We start from the raw sequence: 14,796 nt of genomic DNA, 5'->3' as shown, positions 1-14,796 counted from the left end.
ATTACGCTGAATGCCCGGCTGTTCGATCACCCTATGGAGATTTATTGCCCCCGCAGGCCTATTGGCCGAAAAAGCGGGATGGTTCATCCCGATTTGGACAGATTATCTGAGCGGTCAGGGTTCCTATACTCGTTGCAACCTTCACTAACGGAGTCACTGTAATGAGCAAGCAATCTTTGAATGGAAAAGTGGTGTTGATCGCTGGCGGTGCCAAGAACCTGGGGGGCCTGGTGGCACGCGATCTGGCGGCCGGCGGGGCTGCGGCGGTGGTTGTGCATTACAACAGTGATGCGACCCGGGCGGCAGCGGAGGAAACGCTGAAGGCGGTTAACGCGGCGGGCGCCAAGGCGATCCTGGTGCAGGGCGATCTGACCCAACCGGCTAACGTGGCACACCTGTTTGAGGAAGCGATCAAGGCATTTGGCAAAGTGGATATTGCCGTCAATACCGCCGGTCTGGTGATCAAAAAACCGATTGCCGAGGTGACCGAAGCGGATTACGACAGCAGTTTCGACATCAATTCCAAGGCGGCTTTCTTCTTTATTCAACAGGCGGGCAAGCATCTGGCCGATAACGGCCGAATTGTGTCGATCGTCAGTTCACTGCTGGCGGCTTATACGCCGTTCTATGCGGTCTATCCAGGGAGCAAGGCACCGGTGGAGCACTTTACCCGTGCGGCATCCAAGGAGTTTGGCGAACGCGGCATCAGCGTGAATGCCATCGGCCCCGGCCCCATGGACACCCCGTTCTTCTACGGTCAGGAAAGCAAAGAGGCCGTGGCGTATCACAGTACAGCCGCTGCGCTGAGCAAGTTCTCGAAAACCGGCCTGACCGACATTGAAGACATCGCGCCGATCGTCAAGTTTTTGGTCACCGACGGCTGGTGGATCACCGGGCAGACGCTGTTTGCCAACGGTGGCTATACTACCCGTTAATATCAATTCTGCTGCGGCCGGTGCCGCAGCCTGTTTAACAGGATGCACTGCCGGTGGATAAAATAGGGAGATTACGGGTGTTTATCCAGGTTGCCGAGGTGGGCAGTTTTATCCGCGCTTCGCAAATTCTGATGATGCCAAAAACCACGGTTTCGGCGGCGATACAGCAACTGGAACACGAAATGGGTGCCCGCCTGTTTCATCGCACCACTCGCCGGGTACAACTGACCAGCGATGGTGAGTTATTGCTCGAAAAAGCGCGTGACCTGCTGTTAGACGTGCAAACATTGGACACTTTGTTTCATCGGCACAATGGCCCGATCGATGGCCGTTTGACGGTCGATGTCCCCAGCCGTATTGCCCGGCGAATGATTGTACCGGCGTTACCGGACTTTTTTCTGCAGTACCCCGAAATTCAACTGTTTCTCAGCGCCAGCGACCGTTCGATCGATCTGATCCAGGAAGGGATCGACTGCGTGGTGCGTGTCGGTAGTCTCAGCGACAGCAGCCTGGTCAGCCAGCCGCTGGGTCGCCTGAGCATGATCAACTGCGCCAGCCCGGATTATCTGCAACGTTACGGAACGCCTGCACACCCTGATCAGTTGGACGATCATTGGGTCGTGGGCTACGCGCAGCCGACTCTGACAGGGGCGGATAGCTGGCAATGGCAGCAGGATGAACAGTGCGTTGAAAAAACGCTGCGCAGTCGGGTGACGGTAAATAATGCAGAAAATTATATCGGCTGTTGCCTGGCGGGGTTGGGAATGATGCAGATACCGCGTTTTGATGTTCAGCATTACCTGGATAATGGCAGCCTGTGTGAGATCTTGCCGCAGGCCCGGCCGCCCTCGATGAGCATTGCGCTACTTTACCCTCATCGTCGCCAGCGTTCCGCACGTTTAACCGCTTTTGCCGAGTGGTTTAAACAATTGATCAAACCCTTTTGTGAGATCTGACCTTTGACGGCCAATGGGATTTTTATCCAAGCACAGGGGAATTTGTTGTTGGCTTTCAGGTAATTAATCTTCTGTAAAAACAAGACACAATTAAAATCATCAAAAAAGTGACAAAGGGTGTGTAACATTACATCAGCAGTATGGTGGCAGAGCCATCCCAGACGGCAGCCAGGGCGTAAAGCGTGGCCAGTATCAGCAGAAACGGCGTATTGGTCATGGTCTGTCTCCTGCGGGATGATTCCCTTTGTTATAGCGTGCAGAAATGACAGTGGGATGAATTCGGTCGATTTTTTTACCCTAAAATTCAGACGGACGGAAATGGGTAAACTGCTGATATTTGACTATAGTAACAGTGTGAAGATGCGTGTTTCTCAAGATTCACCCCTGTATCGCGCTGCCGGTAATGCTCGGCATAGGGCAATAGAGTTGTGAAAGTATCGTTAGGGTTGGAGCAGGTGCCATCATGGGCCTGGTGATAGGGTTTCTTTTAGGCAAAAAGTAATAGGGAGAGTAAAAATGGGCATCATTTCCTGGATCATTTTTGGGTTAATCGCCGGTATCCTGGCTAAATGGATCATGCCGGGCAAAGACGGCGGTGGCTTTATCGTGACTGTCATCCTGGGCGTCATCGGTGCAGTTGTCGGCGGCTATATCAGTACCTTCTTCGGTATGGGTCGTGTTGATGGCTTCAATCTGGGCAGCTTTGTTGTCGCAGTCATCGGTGCCCTGGTGGTGCTTTTTGTCTACAGAAAGATCAGAAACTAATCAGATACTGATCAACAGGGTCGCTGCGGCGGCCCTTTTTTCGTTAAATCACAAGGGTCGAGCGGCCTGAGCCGACGGCTGGAAGGGGAAGATCATGGGTCTGTTTGATAGCGTATTGGGCAACATTCTGGGCGGCGCCAACGGTAAAGGCATCGATTACGTCGCCATCATGCAATGGGTTGAGCAACAGGGCGGCCTGCAGGCGATCCTGGACAAATTCCGTCAGGGACAATTCGGCGATGTGGTCGGTTCATGGCTGGGTAACGGTGAAAACCAGCAGATCAGCGGCGATCACGTGCAGCAGGCGCTGGGCAGCGATGCCATTAACCAACTGGCCGAAAAGCTGGGTATCGATCCGGCTCAGGCATCCGCCACCATTGCGCAGTTCCTGCCAACGGTCGCTGACGCCGCCTCGCCAAATGGTGAAGTGCAGCAGAACAGTAACGAACTGGGCGATATGGTCGGTAAACTGTTCAAATAAGATTTATGCCCCCGGCACCTTGTCGGGGGCATAATTTAGCGTCACACCTTCAATGTTCCCCAATGCCCCCTGCAAATAATCTACCCAGGCCCGCACTTTGCCGGGTATAAACCGTGCAGCGGGATAAACCGCATGCAGCGCCATCGGCGGATAACGCCAGGCCGGCAAGATGGGGACCAGTGCGCCACTCGCCAATTGTCGACCGATCAGCGGCCGCTGTGCGCCGCCAATACCCAGCCCTGATTCAATCGCCGCCAGCAGTGAAAACGTATTGTTAGCGCGGAATACCGGGCGCAACGCCACCACCTCGGCACCATCAGGGCCGATTAACGTCAGCGTGTCCCCGTCGCTCAGGCCGCTGTAGCGGATATGTGGATGGGCTGCCAGTTCCTTCAGGCTTTGCGGTTCGCCCTGTGCCGCCAGGTAGGCCGGTGAGGCCACCAGAATACGCTGTAACTCTCCCAGCCGCCGCGCCACCATCCCCGGTGAACTCAATTCGCCAAAGCGGATCGCCACATCGATGCCTTCCGCAATCACATCCGCCCGACGATCGTCCAACAACAGTTCGATATTCAGCTCTGGATGCTGTTGCTGAAAGGCAATTGCCAGTGGCGTCAGGTGCTGTTGGCCGAACCCCGTGGGTGCATGGATGCGTAACGACCCTTGCAGCCGCAGGTTTTGGCCGTGTAGCGCTTCTTCCGCTTCACCCACCGCCGCCAGAATCGGTTTGACCTGCCGGTAATAGCCTGCGCCGGCGTCGGTCAGCGTCACCGCACGGGTACTGCGAAACAGTAACTGTACGCCCAGTTGCTGCTCCAAACCGGCAATCTGCTGGCTGATGGCAGGCTGGGTCAGGCCCAGATCGCGGGCGACGGCCGAGAGGCTGCCCAGTTCCGCGACCCGGACGAAGGTATTCATCGCGCTCAGCTTGTCCATCGGCACTCCATCTATAGATTTATCTTATAAGTGTTAGTGGTAAAGGCCATCTACCGCAAGCTTTGTTAATCAATCAAAGTGAAAGTCTCAAGCGATACGAAACCGGAGACACAACATGCAAAACAATAAACTGGCGCTGGTGGTCGGTGCTAACGGCGTTATTGGCGGCAAGCTGATTGAAGAACTGGAGCAACAAGGTTGGCAGGTGGTGGGTTTGTCCCGGCGCGGAGGCGTTGACCGGCCGCAGGTGCGTTATCTGGCGGTCGACCTGCTGAATGCACAAGCCACACGCGATGCCTTGCGTTCGCTGACCCAGGTCAGCCACATTTTCTACGCCGCCTATCAGGACGCCCCGGACTGGGCGGGGCTGGTGGCGCCTAATCTGGCGATGCTGAGCAATGTGGTGGAAGCGCTGGAACCGTTAGCGCAAGGGTTGGAGCACATCAGCCTGATGCAGGGCTATAAAGTGTATGGCGCTCATTTGGGGCCGTTCAAAACTCCGGCGCGGGAGAGTGATGCCGGGCACATGCCGCCGGAGTTCAACCTGGCGCAGCAAAGCTATCTTGAACAGCGCCAGCAAGGGAAAAACTGGCACTGGAGCGCAATCCGTCCCAGCGTGGTCGGCGGCTTCTCGCTGGGCAACCCGATGAACCTGGCGCTGACCCTGGCGGTTTATGCCTCTATCAGCAAGGCGCTGGGGCTGCCGTTACGTTTTCCCGGCAAACCCGGGGCTTACCACAGCCTGCTGGAAATGACCGACGCCGGGCTGCTGGCGCGCGCTACGCTGTGGGCGGCGACTGAGCCTGCGGCCGCTAATCAGGCGTTTAATATCAATAACGGTGACCTGTTCCGCTGGAGCGAGCTGTGGCCGAAAATTGCCGGCTATTTTGATCTGGAGGTCGCACCGCCGTTGCCGATGCCGCTGGCATCGGTGATGGAGGATAAAAATGAGCTGTGGCAGGCCCTGGCGCAACAGCATGATTTGGTCGAAGCGGATTACCGTGCGGTAGCGAGCTGGCGCTTTGCCGACTTTGTTTTCTCGTGGGATTACGACATGTTTGCCGATGGCAGTAAGGCGCGCCGCTTTGGCTTCCATCAATTTGTCGAAACCGAGGCGATGCTGTTCGCGCTGTTTGACGAATTCCGCCGTCGCAAGATTATTCCTTAAGTCGGCTGGCGGGACGGGCGTTTTTTATGGCAATCTTTGGCTGCCGCCAAACGCGGCAGTCAGGAGGCCGTCACCCCGACAGGCCCGGATCGATGATGAGGAATTAACCGTGACAGGGATTACCGCCATACTGACGCTTTTGCTGGCGCTGGTGACCATTGCGCCACTTTCAAAGCATGCAGCCTGGTGGATCCGGGTGTGGGACTTTCCCCGCCTGCAAATACTGGCGCTTTCGTTATTGGTGTTATTGCTTAACCTGCTGTTTGTGCCGTTGTCACCCTGGGTGTGGGGCATGATGGCGGTAAACCTGGCCTGTGTGGTTTATCAGGCCGCGTGGATTTACCCCTATACCCGGCTGAGCAAACCTCAGGTGCTGGGTTTTACCGGCTATCAGAAGAAGCCGCGCATCCGCATTCTGGTATCCAACGTGTTAACGCCCAATCGCCAGGCGGATAAACTGCTGGCACTGGTGGCGACCGAACGACCGGACGTGCTGGTGGCGGTAGAAACCGATGGTTGGTGGGAGCAGCAACTGTCGGCGCTGGAGCAGGACTATCCCCACAGTTTGAAATGTCCGCTGGATAACCTGTACGGCATGCATGTCTATTCACGGCTGAAACTCAGCGATGCGCAAATACAGTATCTGGTGGATGAGCAGATCCCGTCGATGCACATGATGGTGCATTTGCCGCAAGGGCCACAGGTACGTCTGCACTGTGTGCATCCGATGCCACCGAGCCCGACCGAAAATGAAGAATCGGAAGACCGCGACGCCGAACTGGTGATGGTGGGGAAAAGCGTGGCCAAATCGGAGGTTCCGGTGATTGTGACCGGCGATCTGAATGATGTGGCCTGGTCGACCACCACCCGGCTGTTTTTGAAAGTCAGCGGCCTGTTGGATCCGCGTCGCGGGCGCGGCATGTTCAGCACCTTTCATGCCGGCTACCCGTTCCTGCGTTGGCCACTGGATCACGTGTTTCACAGCGATGACTTTGTTCTCGGTTCGCTGCGTCGTTTAACCCACGTAGGTTCGGATCACTTCCCGATAATGGTGGAGTTGGTCTATTCACCAAAGCAGGGGGCACAGCAGGAAAGCCTGGAGAAAGACCGCGAGGACGAAGCGCTGGCGCAGGAGAAACTGGCCAATACCGACTCATCTCCGGAAGACGTGCACACGCCAGGTGCCTGAAACCATAACCCCGCAGTGCAGGCTGCGGGGTATTCGGGTTTAGACAGTCAGCATGATTTTGCCAATATGCTGGCTGGACTCCATCAATGCATGGGCTTCGGCCGCCTGTTCCAGCGGGAAGGTTTTGAAGATCTGGGGTTTTAACGTTCCGCGTTCCAGCAGCGGCCAAACCTTCTGCAGCAAATCGGCGGCAATTTGCGCCTTATCTTCCACGCTACGCGCGCGCAGGGTGGAGCCGGTGTGGGTCAGGCGTTTGATCAGCAGCGGCATCAGGTTCAATTCCTTCACCACGCCGTTCTGGGTGCCGATTTGCACAATGCGGCCGTCCATCGCTGCTGCCTGATAGTTCTTCGCCACGTAGTCACCGGCAATCAGATCGACAATCACGTCGGCGCCCTTGCCGTTAGTGGCGCGTTGGGTCTGCTCAACAAAATCTTCGTTGCGGTAGTTAATCGACACATCGGCACCCAATGCCAGGCTGGCCTGGCGTTTTTCTTCGGAGCCGACGGTGGTGATCACCCGGGCGCAGAAGGCTTTCGCCAGCAGGGTTGCCACGGTGCCAATGCCGGAGGTGCCGCCGTGGATCAACACGGTTTCACCGGCCTTCAGATGCCCGCGTTGGAACACATTGACCCAGACGGTAAAGAAGGTTTCCGGGATCGCCGCCGCTTCAATCAGGCTAAATCCCTCGGGGACCGGCAGTGCGTTGCTTTCATGGACCTTGCAGTATTCGGCATAACCGCCGCCGGCAATCAGGGCACACACCTTGTCGCCGATGGCATAATTTTGCACGCCTACGCCGGTGGCGACCACCACACCGGCGATCTCCAGACCAGGAATATCCGATGCGCCGGGTGGTGGCGCGTACTGACCCCGGCGTTGCAGCACGTCAGGACGGTTAACGCCGGCAGCGGCAACTTTCACCAGAATTTCTCCCTGTTGCAGGGTCGGCAGTGGCCTTTGGCTACTAACCAGAACCTTGGGTTCGCCAGGCTGGCTGATTTCGATGACTTTCATGGTGCTGGGCAGCGCTGGGTTGGCTGACATGGTGGTTCTCCTCAGTTGGCGTTCAGGCGCAGTAACCAGTGTAGGTAACCGCCTGCTGTAATTCATAATTTATCTTACAGAAATGCTGAGGGGAGAATGTGGATCATTGGGCGGTTTCAACACGGGGAAGTGGGGCGCCGCCGCAGGGGCGGCATGGGATTAATCGTTGGGCGGGATGCGAAAACCTTTTAGCGAGACGATAAAATGTTCTTTCCCTTTGGAGATTTTGGCACCGCGATCACACCACAGGCTGGCAAGCTGGAAAAAGTCGTCGCTGTCGATGTCATAGGCCAGTTCGATTTTCTTAGCCGTGCCGTAGCGGATCAGCTTTTCTGCTTCCTGGTGGTTTGTTGCTCTAATGGTAGTCATAACGAAATCCTTGGTATTGAGCCAGAGCGGATAATCGTCGACCATGATATGGCTGTATTGTGACAATTTTGTGATAAAAAAATGACAGAGCGTGGACTTGTGGCCTGGAGCATAGCGCCGATGCCATGCTCCAGTAACGCTTGCGTTAACGATCGTGTGGACGCAATAGGGTGCTTTTCTTCTGTGATTTAAAGTGCTTATACAACGCGAACCCTGAAATGCCGGCTAATGCGGCCAGCAAAAGTAGATATTCAGTCGCCATCTGACAACCCTCCGATAAAGCATGGCTAAGGAGCGGCTATTTGTGACAGTTATCACGTTATGCCGCAATGAGACCATTCTGTAAGAGGCCAGGTGACTGAAATTCAGAGATAAAAAAAGCGCCTATAGAGAGGCGCATAAAATATTGCAACACAGCTTGTTGTGTTCAGCACCAGGAGGAGTGGTGAACAGGTCGCCATTGTATGAATTGCACGCGGAGGCAGCTATAGGGATAACTCTTAAAGCGCCGCTACCACTGATAACCCATGCTCACGTTGTAATCAGGCTCCTGATCGGTGGAGTAGGGATCTGACTGGCGGCGGCGATCGGTTTTTTTCACCGGGCCAAGATTCGGGCCGTAATTAAGGGACGAATACGGCTTGGCGCGCGGACGGCTGCAGCCGGGATGATCACATTCCATATCAACGCGAAAACCGGTTTTGTCTTCGGTTTCTGACCACACCACCGGCGGCTTGGCGGTTTTTTTTTCTGGGCCAAGGGCGGTTTGCGGTGCGGGTGCCGGTTTGATGCTGGGCTCCGGTGCGGTGTAGGACAAGTCCAGCGCCTGGGCTGGGGTGCTCAGTATCAACAGAGCGGTGCAGCAGGACGCTGCCAGCGTATGCCATCTCAGCATGGTCAATCTCCCTTTATAGTTACGCAGCGCAACTATAAATCAGCCAGACGAGAATTACTATCATTTGTGCTTATTCATCGCCGGCGCGGGAGTTGGCGGCGTCAATGTTCAGGTCTACTCTATCAGTAACTTCTCTTTATAAGACATCGAACTATGACCACTGACACTGCGGCGTTGAGCCTACGCCAACGCAGCTATCGACTGCTGTTCGACAACCATTCCCGCAGCGGTCGCAGGATGGAGGCTTTTTGGGTCAGCACCGCATTGCTCAGCGTGGTGCTGCTGTTCCTTGAGCCGGGCGGCAGCGCCTTGTACGCTCCGGGCCAGCAAGCCATTTATCTTTTCTTTTGCACCGAGATTATTTTTACCGTTATTTTCACGTGTGAATATTTGCTCCGACTCTGGAGCACGCCACCTGACCAGCACTATACCCGCAGTTTTTTCGGCGTTGTCGATTTATTGACGGTGTTACCGATGTACATCATCTGGCTGTACCCGCATATGACGGTAGAATTCGTGATGCTACTGCGAGTCGTGCGAATACTGCGGGTATTACGGGTGTTGAAGCTGCTGCGTTACATGAGTGAGATGGGCATGATCTGGCGCAGCATCAAGTTGGCGCGTCATAAGCTGGCGATGTTTTTTGGTTTTGTCGCCGTGGTGCTGTGTGTCTTTGGCGGCCTGATGTATGCGGTTGAGGGCGGGAGTGGGGGCTTTACCAGCCTGGCGGCCTCCGTCTATTGGGCGGTAGTGACACTGACCACCGTGGGATACGGTGATATTGTTCCTCATACCCCGTTGGGGCGGTTATTGACCTCGGTACTGATCCTGTTGGGTTACTCAATCATTGCGGTGCCGACCGGCATTCTGACGGCTTATATGTCACAGGAGTTGCAACGCAACCGCGAAAGGCGAAATTGTGAGCAATGTCAACGAGGTGGCCACGAGACGGATTCTGCATTTTGTAAATTTTGCGGCAGTCTGCTCCCTCCGTTAACGGGGAAACACAGCCAGAAATGATTAAAAATCGAGCTAAGTGGTTTAAATCCTGCGCGTTTGGTCCCGTTTCCACCGAGGGGCTTATAAAAAGAGTTGCTATTAAAGTCTCATCGTGAGTTAATGCTTCTCGGCCTGTGGTACAGACCTATTTATGCACGACATTTTGAGTAAAGTAGTTCAAATTTAAAGCGTTATCCTAGATAGCACTTCACTGACGAATTTCCTTTCTAGTGCCTCCATAAGTAACTGATGACCGGCTATTTCTTGCCCATGGTGGCGTAAATTTAATATTGTAGGAATTAACATGTCTAACATGATCAAAGGTCAAGTGAAGTGGTTCAACGAGTCTAAAGGTTTCGGTTTCATCACTCCAGCAGACGGCAGCAAAGATGTGTTCGTACACTTCTCTGCTATCCAGGATCAAGGCTTCAAGACCCTGGCTGAAGGCCAGAACGTACAGTTCTCTATCGAGAACGGTGCTAAAGGTCCGTCAGCGGCTAACGTTACCGCTATCTAATCGGCCTCTCGCTGATTAATAAAAACCCGCCAAGGCGGGTTTTTTTGTGTCTGTCATTCGCCACAGGCAAAAAAAAGCCCGCAAGCCTGCGGGCAAAAGTTCCTTGTTACTTCTTCATTTGCAGGTACTTCTCTGGGGGGAAGCACCAGGCAACAGACTACCCGTTGCGCGCTTAAGATTCTGCCGACAAAACGTTAAGAAAGTGAAAAAGCCGCATGCCGGATGGCCTGCTACGCTTGTAGGAAGGCGCTATGCAGGTGAGCAGCGGATTAACTGGTGGTGCACGGTATTTTTCTCACCTCATTGTGTAATACACTGACATCAATGATAAATGATGGGGCAAGGCATGAAAGCTAACGATCTGGTAACGGTAAAAACTGACGGTGAGCAGCGCCGCGAAGGAGTGATCCTGGCGGTGGAAGAGTTTAATGAGGGGATCATGTACCTGGTGTCCTTGCCAGACTATCCAGCCGGTGTCTGGTTCTTTAACGAGATAGACAGCCGTGACGGTACCTTTGTTGAGCTACGGCAGGCGGTACCCAAGTAACCTTGGGGGAAACGGCAATACCTCTCCAGTACATTAATTTAATTCGCAAGGTTTACGGCAGGCAATTATTCCGTAGCGGTAGGAATAATCCATTTTTTACTGCGGGAATACCCGTCGCGGCCGAGAATTTCGTCGCGAGCAGGTATTTAGGTTATTTAAATGTGTGATATCCAGCACTATGGGCTGAACGACATTTAAAACCAACGTTTAGCAGAGTACACGACAAAGCTGTCCATCTAGCGGCTATTGACAAATATCCCACTGGTCAGCGTGTCGGTTAAACGGACAACATGGTAAATAATCTGCTTGTTGTGCGTTTTAATTTTTCTTTTGATATTTCCCTTATGGGAAGAGACTGTTTTCGCTTTAATTTGCATCTGGTCGGATATCTGGATGGTGCCCTGACCCGACATCCACATACGTAACATGTTGGACTCGGTTTGGCTCAGCGTAACGGGTGTCTGATCAAAAGAAGTTTTTTCAGTACGGGGGACTTTTCTCTCCAGATAGTGACTAAGTAATTGATTCATAGTCTCTGGTTTGATTGATTTCGACGAGATGATGACATTTTTACGAACATATAAATAATCGTCAAAATGTACGTTGGTAATAGCCATAAAGATGAAGAATAAAGTGTCAGGGTGCAGCGAAATCACCCCTTTTATACGTTCCGTCGCGTTCGCTTCGTGTATAAAACAGTCTTCATTAATAAATACCAGACTAGGCTTCAACTTGCTGCATTTTTCATGTAGATCGTCGATATCATTAATAGCATTAATCTGGCGTTTTTTTACTCCATGTGTTGTCAGGTAGTCTGTTAAACCTAATCTGGTATAGCTGCATGAATCCATAATGATCGTTGGCATATCTCACCCCCACTTAAATCCGTTTTACCGCGGTAACAAAAAGAAAAAGCCTGAAGCCTAAAAGGCAAAAAAGTACAAAAAAATCACGTATAGGAATGTTCTATCAATAAATACGGCGGTACTCAACGATATTTTCTTTCTAAACTAATTAGCAATGTGAACCTATAAGTTTAGCTTAAGTCAGAATAATCCGCTACCGCAGAGGTTTCGGGGCTGTAACGTCAATTGGTGCTTGAGCCGCGCGCCTGCTGGTATCTTTACCGTCGAATCTGTTCATCATGTCACGAAACGAAATTTTTGATTGCTAGGAAAATTCTTAAAAAAAATTCATGTGTTGTTTTTTTAACATTTTTTAGCCTGTTTCGTCATCAGTTTGAATGTTGAACAGTATGAATTATTTTATTTTTTATAATATTATCATGTATTTATGCTTTATTTGTTTGGTTCTGATAATGATAATTCTTTCATTCCTTATCACTTGTGATAATCAATAATCACATTAAGTTAACATTAATTCGTTTTTTTGTTGCAAAAACCGGTCATATAACAACGAGTTGATGTAACTAATCGTGCTGTACTCACAGATGTGAAAAATGTCAGCGAGTGATTAATTGGTTTTTCTGAACTATTTAGTCACCACGAAAAGTTGTCTACTCTTGGTGGTGATAAAAGGTTTACATTTGCTGGCAGTAAAAAAACAGAGCGGCGTGTCTAAAGGCGCTCTTAACTTTTCCCGTCAGTGTGGTTCTGCAAGGCAGTGCTGCATCGATTCCAACGCCAGGTGAATATCGCTTTCTTGTGTCATCCAATTGACCAGCGCAGCCCGGATCCCCGGTTGCCCGTTATAAAAGGTAGGGGTACAGCGTACCGCGCCGTGTCGATCGAGACGGGCGATAAAGCGATCGCGTGCGGCAACGGCATCTCCCTCAATGTTCTTCAGTGCAAAGCACACCACGTTCAGATTGACCGGTGCCAGCAGGCGGAAACCCTCGCTGGCCGCCAGCGCTGCACCCAGCAATTGCGCCAATTGGACATTGCGCTCAACCATGTCCTGCATGCCACTGCGGCCATAGGCTTTCAGCGCCATCCACAACGGCAGGGCGCGGAAACGCCGCGAGTTTTCCGGCGTCAGGTGGAGATAGTTGTCTGGCCGCAGCGTCGGCGCTTCCAGATAAGCCGAGTGGTTTTGAAAGACCTGCATCTGTAACGCCAGATGACGGCTGAATTGGATCGCGCTGTCGTAGGGCACATTCAACCATTTATGCGCATCGACGGTAATCGAGTCCGCCTGCTCCCAGCCGGTTAACCGGGGAGCATAGCGCGGTGAGCAGGCCGCTACGCCGCCAAAGGCCGCATCAACGTGTAACCAGAACGGGTAGCGTTCGCGCAGCGCCAGCAGGTGCGGCAGGTCGTCGAAGGTTACAGTGTTCACCGTTCCGGCGCTGGCCAGCACCAGGGTGGGAGCGCCGATGTTGGCGGCAAGATGTCTTTCCAACGCGACAGGGTCAATAGCTTCACTATCCGGCAGGCTGTCGATAATTTTCAAGGCGTCACGGCCAATGCCGAGCATGCTGAGCGCCTTTACGCTGCTGGAGTGTGCGTTTGCTGACAGCACCTGTACCGGACCCAATGCCGTCACTCCCTGCTCAGCGACATCAATACCGCGTTGCTGGCCCAGCCACTGGCGACCGATGGCCATGCCGACAAAGTTGGCCATGGTGGCCCCGCTGACAAAACTGCCGTTGAACACCTCCGGCAAACCCAGCAAATTTTTTAGCTGCGTAATGGTTGCCAGTTCGATTGCCGCGGCAACCGTATCGTGACTCAACTGACTGTTTTGGTCGATAGCGCTAACCAGCCAGTCTGCCGCCAATGCGGCCGGGGTTGAGCCGCCGGTAACAAAGCCAAAATAGCGTGGCCCGGCGCTGGCAGAGAGCCCCTCAGAATAGCGCAGCCAGAAATCGTCCAGTGCTGCCAGCGCACCGTCACCCTCATCGGCCAACCTGTCATCACCCGGCTGCAGTTGCTGTGAAGCCAGAGGAGGGCAAACCGGGCGCTGTTGCAATCCGGCAAGAAAGCCCTCGGCCAAATGGCGGGTACGTTCGAGTATCTGTGGAAACTGGTCAAGATCCTGCTGTAAACGTGGGTGCATGGGTGACTCCGGTTATCAAAGGCTAAGGGTGACACCCTAGATCATTTGCTTTGCAACGAAAATCGATGAAAAATACCCCTTTTGGATAGCAGGACTAACCAATGTTCAATGAACGTATTCCACTGCACATCCTGCCGACCTTTGTGATTGCCGCCCGGTTGGAAAATCTACGCGCTACCGCCCAGCAGGTGCATCTTACCCATGGCGCCGTCAGCCAGCAGATCCAGCAGTTGGAACAGGCGATCGGCTGTCCGTTGTTTGAACGGCAGGGCCGTGGATTGCGTCTGAATACTGCCGGTCGTGAGCTGTTGGCGGTTGCAGAGCCGGCTCTGCAGGCGTTGCAGCAGGGCGTTAACCGGGTCAGGCGAATTGCACAAAGCCAGGCACTGCGTATCAGCGTACTGCCCTCTTTCGCGCATTACTGGTTGATGCCGCGCTTGCCGTCTTTTCACGCGGCCTGCGCCGATATTGCGCTGGATATTGATGCATCGCTGGCGGTGCAGGATTTGGTACGTAAAGGGTTCGACGCGGCCATTCGTCTTGGCAATGGTCAATGGACCGATATGCAGGCACAGCGTATTGCCTCCGGGGAGATGGTGCCGGTGGCGACTCCGGCGTTGGCTCATCAGTGGCAGGTGGCTTTCAACAGTGGGGCGTCAGATGTGCCGCTGCTGGAACACGATGTTACGCCTTGGCGCAGTTGGTTCCCGGCGCATCAGCAACGAGATAAGGCTCGGCCATTGGCACTGTTCAATGACGCGGGATTATTGATCCGCGCCGCCGAGCAGGGGTTTGGCATCGCGTTGGTGAAAAAGCTGTTGGTGAGCGATGCGTTGGCAGAAGGCCGATTGGTGGCACTGGCTCTGCCACGGCATCTGGATCAGGTGGATTTTTATCTGGTTTGGCCGCAGACCGCCGGGTTGACGCCGGCGGTCGAGGCGTTATTACACTGGTTGCAGCGCCAATTGGCCTGA

The 14,796-nt window shown here is 53.5% G+C and carries 16 protein-coding genes; 10 read left to right on the top strand and 6 right to left on the bottom strand.

Annotation, left to right across the window (positions count from 1 at the left end; all coding sequences use genetic code 11):
- The first annotated feature begins 161 nt into the window (after nt 1–161).
- The 4 genes from BEI65_RS19590 to BEI65_RS19575 all read left to right on the top strand — a co-directional run bounded on the left by BEI65_RS19590 (nt 162) and on the right by BEI65_RS19575 (nt 3,137).
- A complete protein-coding gene (locus BEI65_RS19590; RefSeq protein WP_099064736.1) occupies nt 162–935 on the top strand; it encodes an SDR family oxidoreductase in 774 nt (257 codons plus the stop codon).
- A gap of 53 nt (nt 936–988) precedes the next feature.
- A complete protein-coding gene (locus tag BEI65_RS19585; RefSeq protein WP_099064735.1) occupies nt 989–1,891 on the top strand; it encodes a LysR family transcriptional regulator in 903 nt (300 codons plus the stop codon).
- A gap of 516 nt (nt 1,892–2,407) precedes the next feature.
- Complete coding sequence (locus tag BEI65_RS19580) at nt 2,408–2,656, top strand: GlsB/YeaQ/YmgE family stress response membrane protein (protein WP_099064734.1); 249 nt, start codon at nt 2,408–2,410, stop codon at nt 2,654–2,656.
- A gap of 94 nt (nt 2,657–2,750) precedes the next feature.
- Nucleotides 2,751–3,137, top strand: a complete 387-nt coding sequence (locus BEI65_RS19575) for a YidB family protein (RefSeq protein WP_099064733.1) — start codon at nt 2,751–2,753, stop codon at nt 3,135–3,137.
- Between the two features lie 3 nt (nt 3,138–3,140).
- On the opposite strand, the gene BEI65_RS19570 is transcribed toward BEI65_RS19575, so the two are convergent.
- Entirely contained in the window at nt 3,141–4,073 is a 933-nt protein-coding gene (locus tag BEI65_RS19570) for a LysR family transcriptional regulator (protein ID WP_099064732.1), read from the bottom strand.
- 115 nt (nt 4,074–4,188) lie between these two features.
- Here BEI65_RS19570 and BEI65_RS19565 point away from each other — a divergent pair, with 115 nt between their 5' ends.
- Together BEI65_RS19565 and BEI65_RS19560 are read left to right on the top strand one after the other, a co-directional pair.
- The gene (locus tag BEI65_RS19565) at nt 4,189–5,241 is read left to right on the top strand and encodes an SDR family oxidoreductase (protein ID WP_099064731.1); all 1,053 of its coding nucleotides are present in this window, start codon (nt 4,189–4,191) and stop codon (nt 5,239–5,241) included.
- Between the two features lie 109 nt (nt 5,242–5,350).
- Nucleotides 5,351–6,430, top strand: a complete 1,080-nt coding sequence (locus BEI65_RS19560) for an endonuclease/exonuclease/phosphatase family protein (protein WP_099064730.1) — start codon at nt 5,351–5,353, stop codon at nt 6,428–6,430.
- Nucleotides 6,431–6,469: 39 nt separating this feature from the next.
- On the opposite strand, the gene BEI65_RS19555 is transcribed toward BEI65_RS19560, so the two are convergent.
- The 3 genes from BEI65_RS19555 to BEI65_RS19545 all read right to left on the bottom strand — a co-directional run bounded on the left by BEI65_RS19555 (nt 6,470) and on the right by BEI65_RS19545 (nt 8,741).
- Nucleotides 6,470–7,477 (bottom strand): NAD(P)H-quinone oxidoreductase, encoded by a 1,008-nt coding sequence (locus BEI65_RS19555; RefSeq protein WP_099064729.1) that lies wholly within the window; start codon nt 7,475–7,477, stop codon nt 6,470–6,472.
- 159 nt (nt 7,478–7,636) lie between these two features.
- Entirely contained in the window at nt 7,637–7,846 is a 210-nt protein-coding gene (locus BEI65_RS19550; RefSeq protein WP_012145776.1) for a hypothetical protein, read from the bottom strand.
- Nucleotides 7,847–8,357: 511 nt separating this feature from the next.
- Nucleotides 8,358–8,741, bottom strand: a complete 384-nt coding sequence (locus BEI65_RS19545) for a hypothetical protein (protein WP_099064728.1) — start codon at nt 8,739–8,741, stop codon at nt 8,358–8,360.
- Nucleotides 8,742–8,894: 153 nt separating this feature from the next.
- Here BEI65_RS19545 and BEI65_RS19540 point away from each other — a divergent pair, with 153 nt between their 5' ends.
- The 3 genes from BEI65_RS19540 (at nt 8,895) to dsrB (ending at nt 10,804) form a co-directional block, all read left to right on the top strand.
- Nucleotides 8,895–9,761, top strand: coding sequence for an ion transporter (locus tag BEI65_RS19540; RefSeq protein ID WP_099064727.1), 867 nt, complete (start codon nt 8,895–8,897; stop codon nt 9,759–9,761).
- 283 nt (nt 9,762–10,044) lie between these two features.
- The gene (gene cspE, locus BEI65_RS19535; RefSeq protein WP_004946278.1) at nt 10,045–10,257 is read left to right on the top strand and encodes a transcription antiterminator/RNA stability regulator CspE; all 213 of its coding nucleotides are present in this window, start codon (nt 10,045–10,047) and stop codon (nt 10,255–10,257) included.
- Nucleotides 10,258–10,603: 346 nt separating this feature from the next.
- On the top strand, nt 10,604–10,804 hold the full coding sequence (gene dsrB / locus BEI65_RS19530; protein ID WP_085117402.1) for a protein DsrB: 201 nt from the start codon (nt 10,604–10,606) through the stop codon (nt 10,802–10,804).
- Between the two features lie 236 nt (nt 10,805–11,040).
- On the opposite strand, the gene rcsA is transcribed toward dsrB, so the two are convergent.
- Complete coding sequence (rcsA, locus tag BEI65_RS19525) at nt 11,041–11,670, bottom strand: transcriptional regulator RcsA (RefSeq protein WP_099064726.1); 630 nt, start codon at nt 11,668–11,670, stop codon at nt 11,041–11,043.
- A 736-nt stretch (nt 11,671–12,406) separates the two neighbouring features.
- Complete coding sequence (locus tag BEI65_RS19520) at nt 12,407–13,822, bottom strand: pyridoxal-dependent decarboxylase (protein WP_099064725.1); 1,416 nt, start codon at nt 13,820–13,822, stop codon at nt 12,407–12,409.
- A gap of 101 nt (nt 13,823–13,923) precedes the next feature.
- Between BEI65_RS19520 and BEI65_RS19515 the strand changes: the two genes are divergently transcribed.
- Nucleotides 13,924–14,796, top strand: coding sequence for a LysR substrate-binding domain-containing protein (locus tag BEI65_RS19515; RefSeq protein ID WP_099064724.1), 873 nt, complete (start codon nt 13,924–13,926; stop codon nt 14,794–14,796).

This window comes from Serratia sp. BW106 (genome assembly GCF_002607755.1).
GTDB classification, from domain to species: domain Bacteria; phylum Pseudomonadota; class Gammaproteobacteria; order Enterobacterales; family Enterobacteriaceae; genus Serratia; species Serratia proteamaculans.
The sequence above is the reverse complement of the archived record's forward strand: the minus strand, read 5'-3'. Positions and strand labels throughout refer to the sequence as shown.

Bases quoted from the DNA above. Each gene is read 5' to 3' on its own strand.
- BEI65_RS19590 (WP_099064736.1), top strand. From the start codon at position 162: ATGAGCAAGCAATCTTTGAATGGAAAAGTGGTGTTGATCGCTGGCGGT.
- BEI65_RS19580 (WP_099064734.1), top strand. From the start codon at position 2,408: ATGGGCATCATTTCCTGGATCATTTTTGGGTTAATCGCCGGTATCCTG.
- BEI65_RS19575 (WP_099064733.1), top strand. From the start codon at position 2,751: ATGGGTCTGTTTGATAGCGTATTGGGCAACATTCTGGGCGGCGCCAAC.
- BEI65_RS19570 (WP_099064732.1), bottom strand. From the start codon at position 4,073: ATGGACAAGCTGAGCGCGATGAATACCTTCGTCCGGGTCGCGGAACTG.
- BEI65_RS19565 (WP_099064731.1), top strand. From the start codon at position 4,189: ATGCAAAACAATAAACTGGCGCTGGTGGTCGGTGCTAACGGCGTTATT.
- BEI65_RS19555 (WP_099064729.1), bottom strand. From the start codon at position 7,477: ATGTCAGCCAACCCAGCGCTGCCCAGCACCATGAAAGTCATCGAAATC.
- BEI65_RS19550 (WP_012145776.1), bottom strand. From the start codon at position 7,846: ATGACTACCATTAGAGCAACAAACCACCAGGAAGCAGAAAAGCTGATC.
- BEI65_RS19545 (WP_099064728.1), bottom strand. From the start codon at position 8,741: ATGCTGAGATGGCATACGCTGGCAGCGTCCTGCTGCACCGCTCTGTTG.
- BEI65_RS19540 (WP_099064727.1), top strand. From the start codon at position 8,895: ATGACCACTGACACTGCGGCGTTGAGCCTACGCCAACGCAGCTATCGA.
- cspE (WP_004946278.1), top strand. From the start codon at position 10,045: ATGTCTAACATGATCAAAGGTCAAGTGAAGTGGTTCAACGAGTCTAAA.
- dsrB (WP_085117402.1), top strand. From the start codon at position 10,604: ATGAAAGCTAACGATCTGGTAACGGTAAAAACTGACGGTGAGCAGCGC.
- rcsA (WP_099064726.1), bottom strand. From the start codon at position 11,670: ATGCCAACGATCATTATGGATTCATGCAGCTATACCAGATTAGGTTTA.
- BEI65_RS19520 (WP_099064725.1), bottom strand. From the start codon at position 13,822: ATGCACCCACGTTTACAGCAGGATCTTGACCAGTTTCCACAGATACTC.
- BEI65_RS19515 (WP_099064724.1), top strand. From the start codon at position 13,924: ATGTTCAATGAACGTATTCCACTGCACATCCTGCCGACCTTTGTGATT.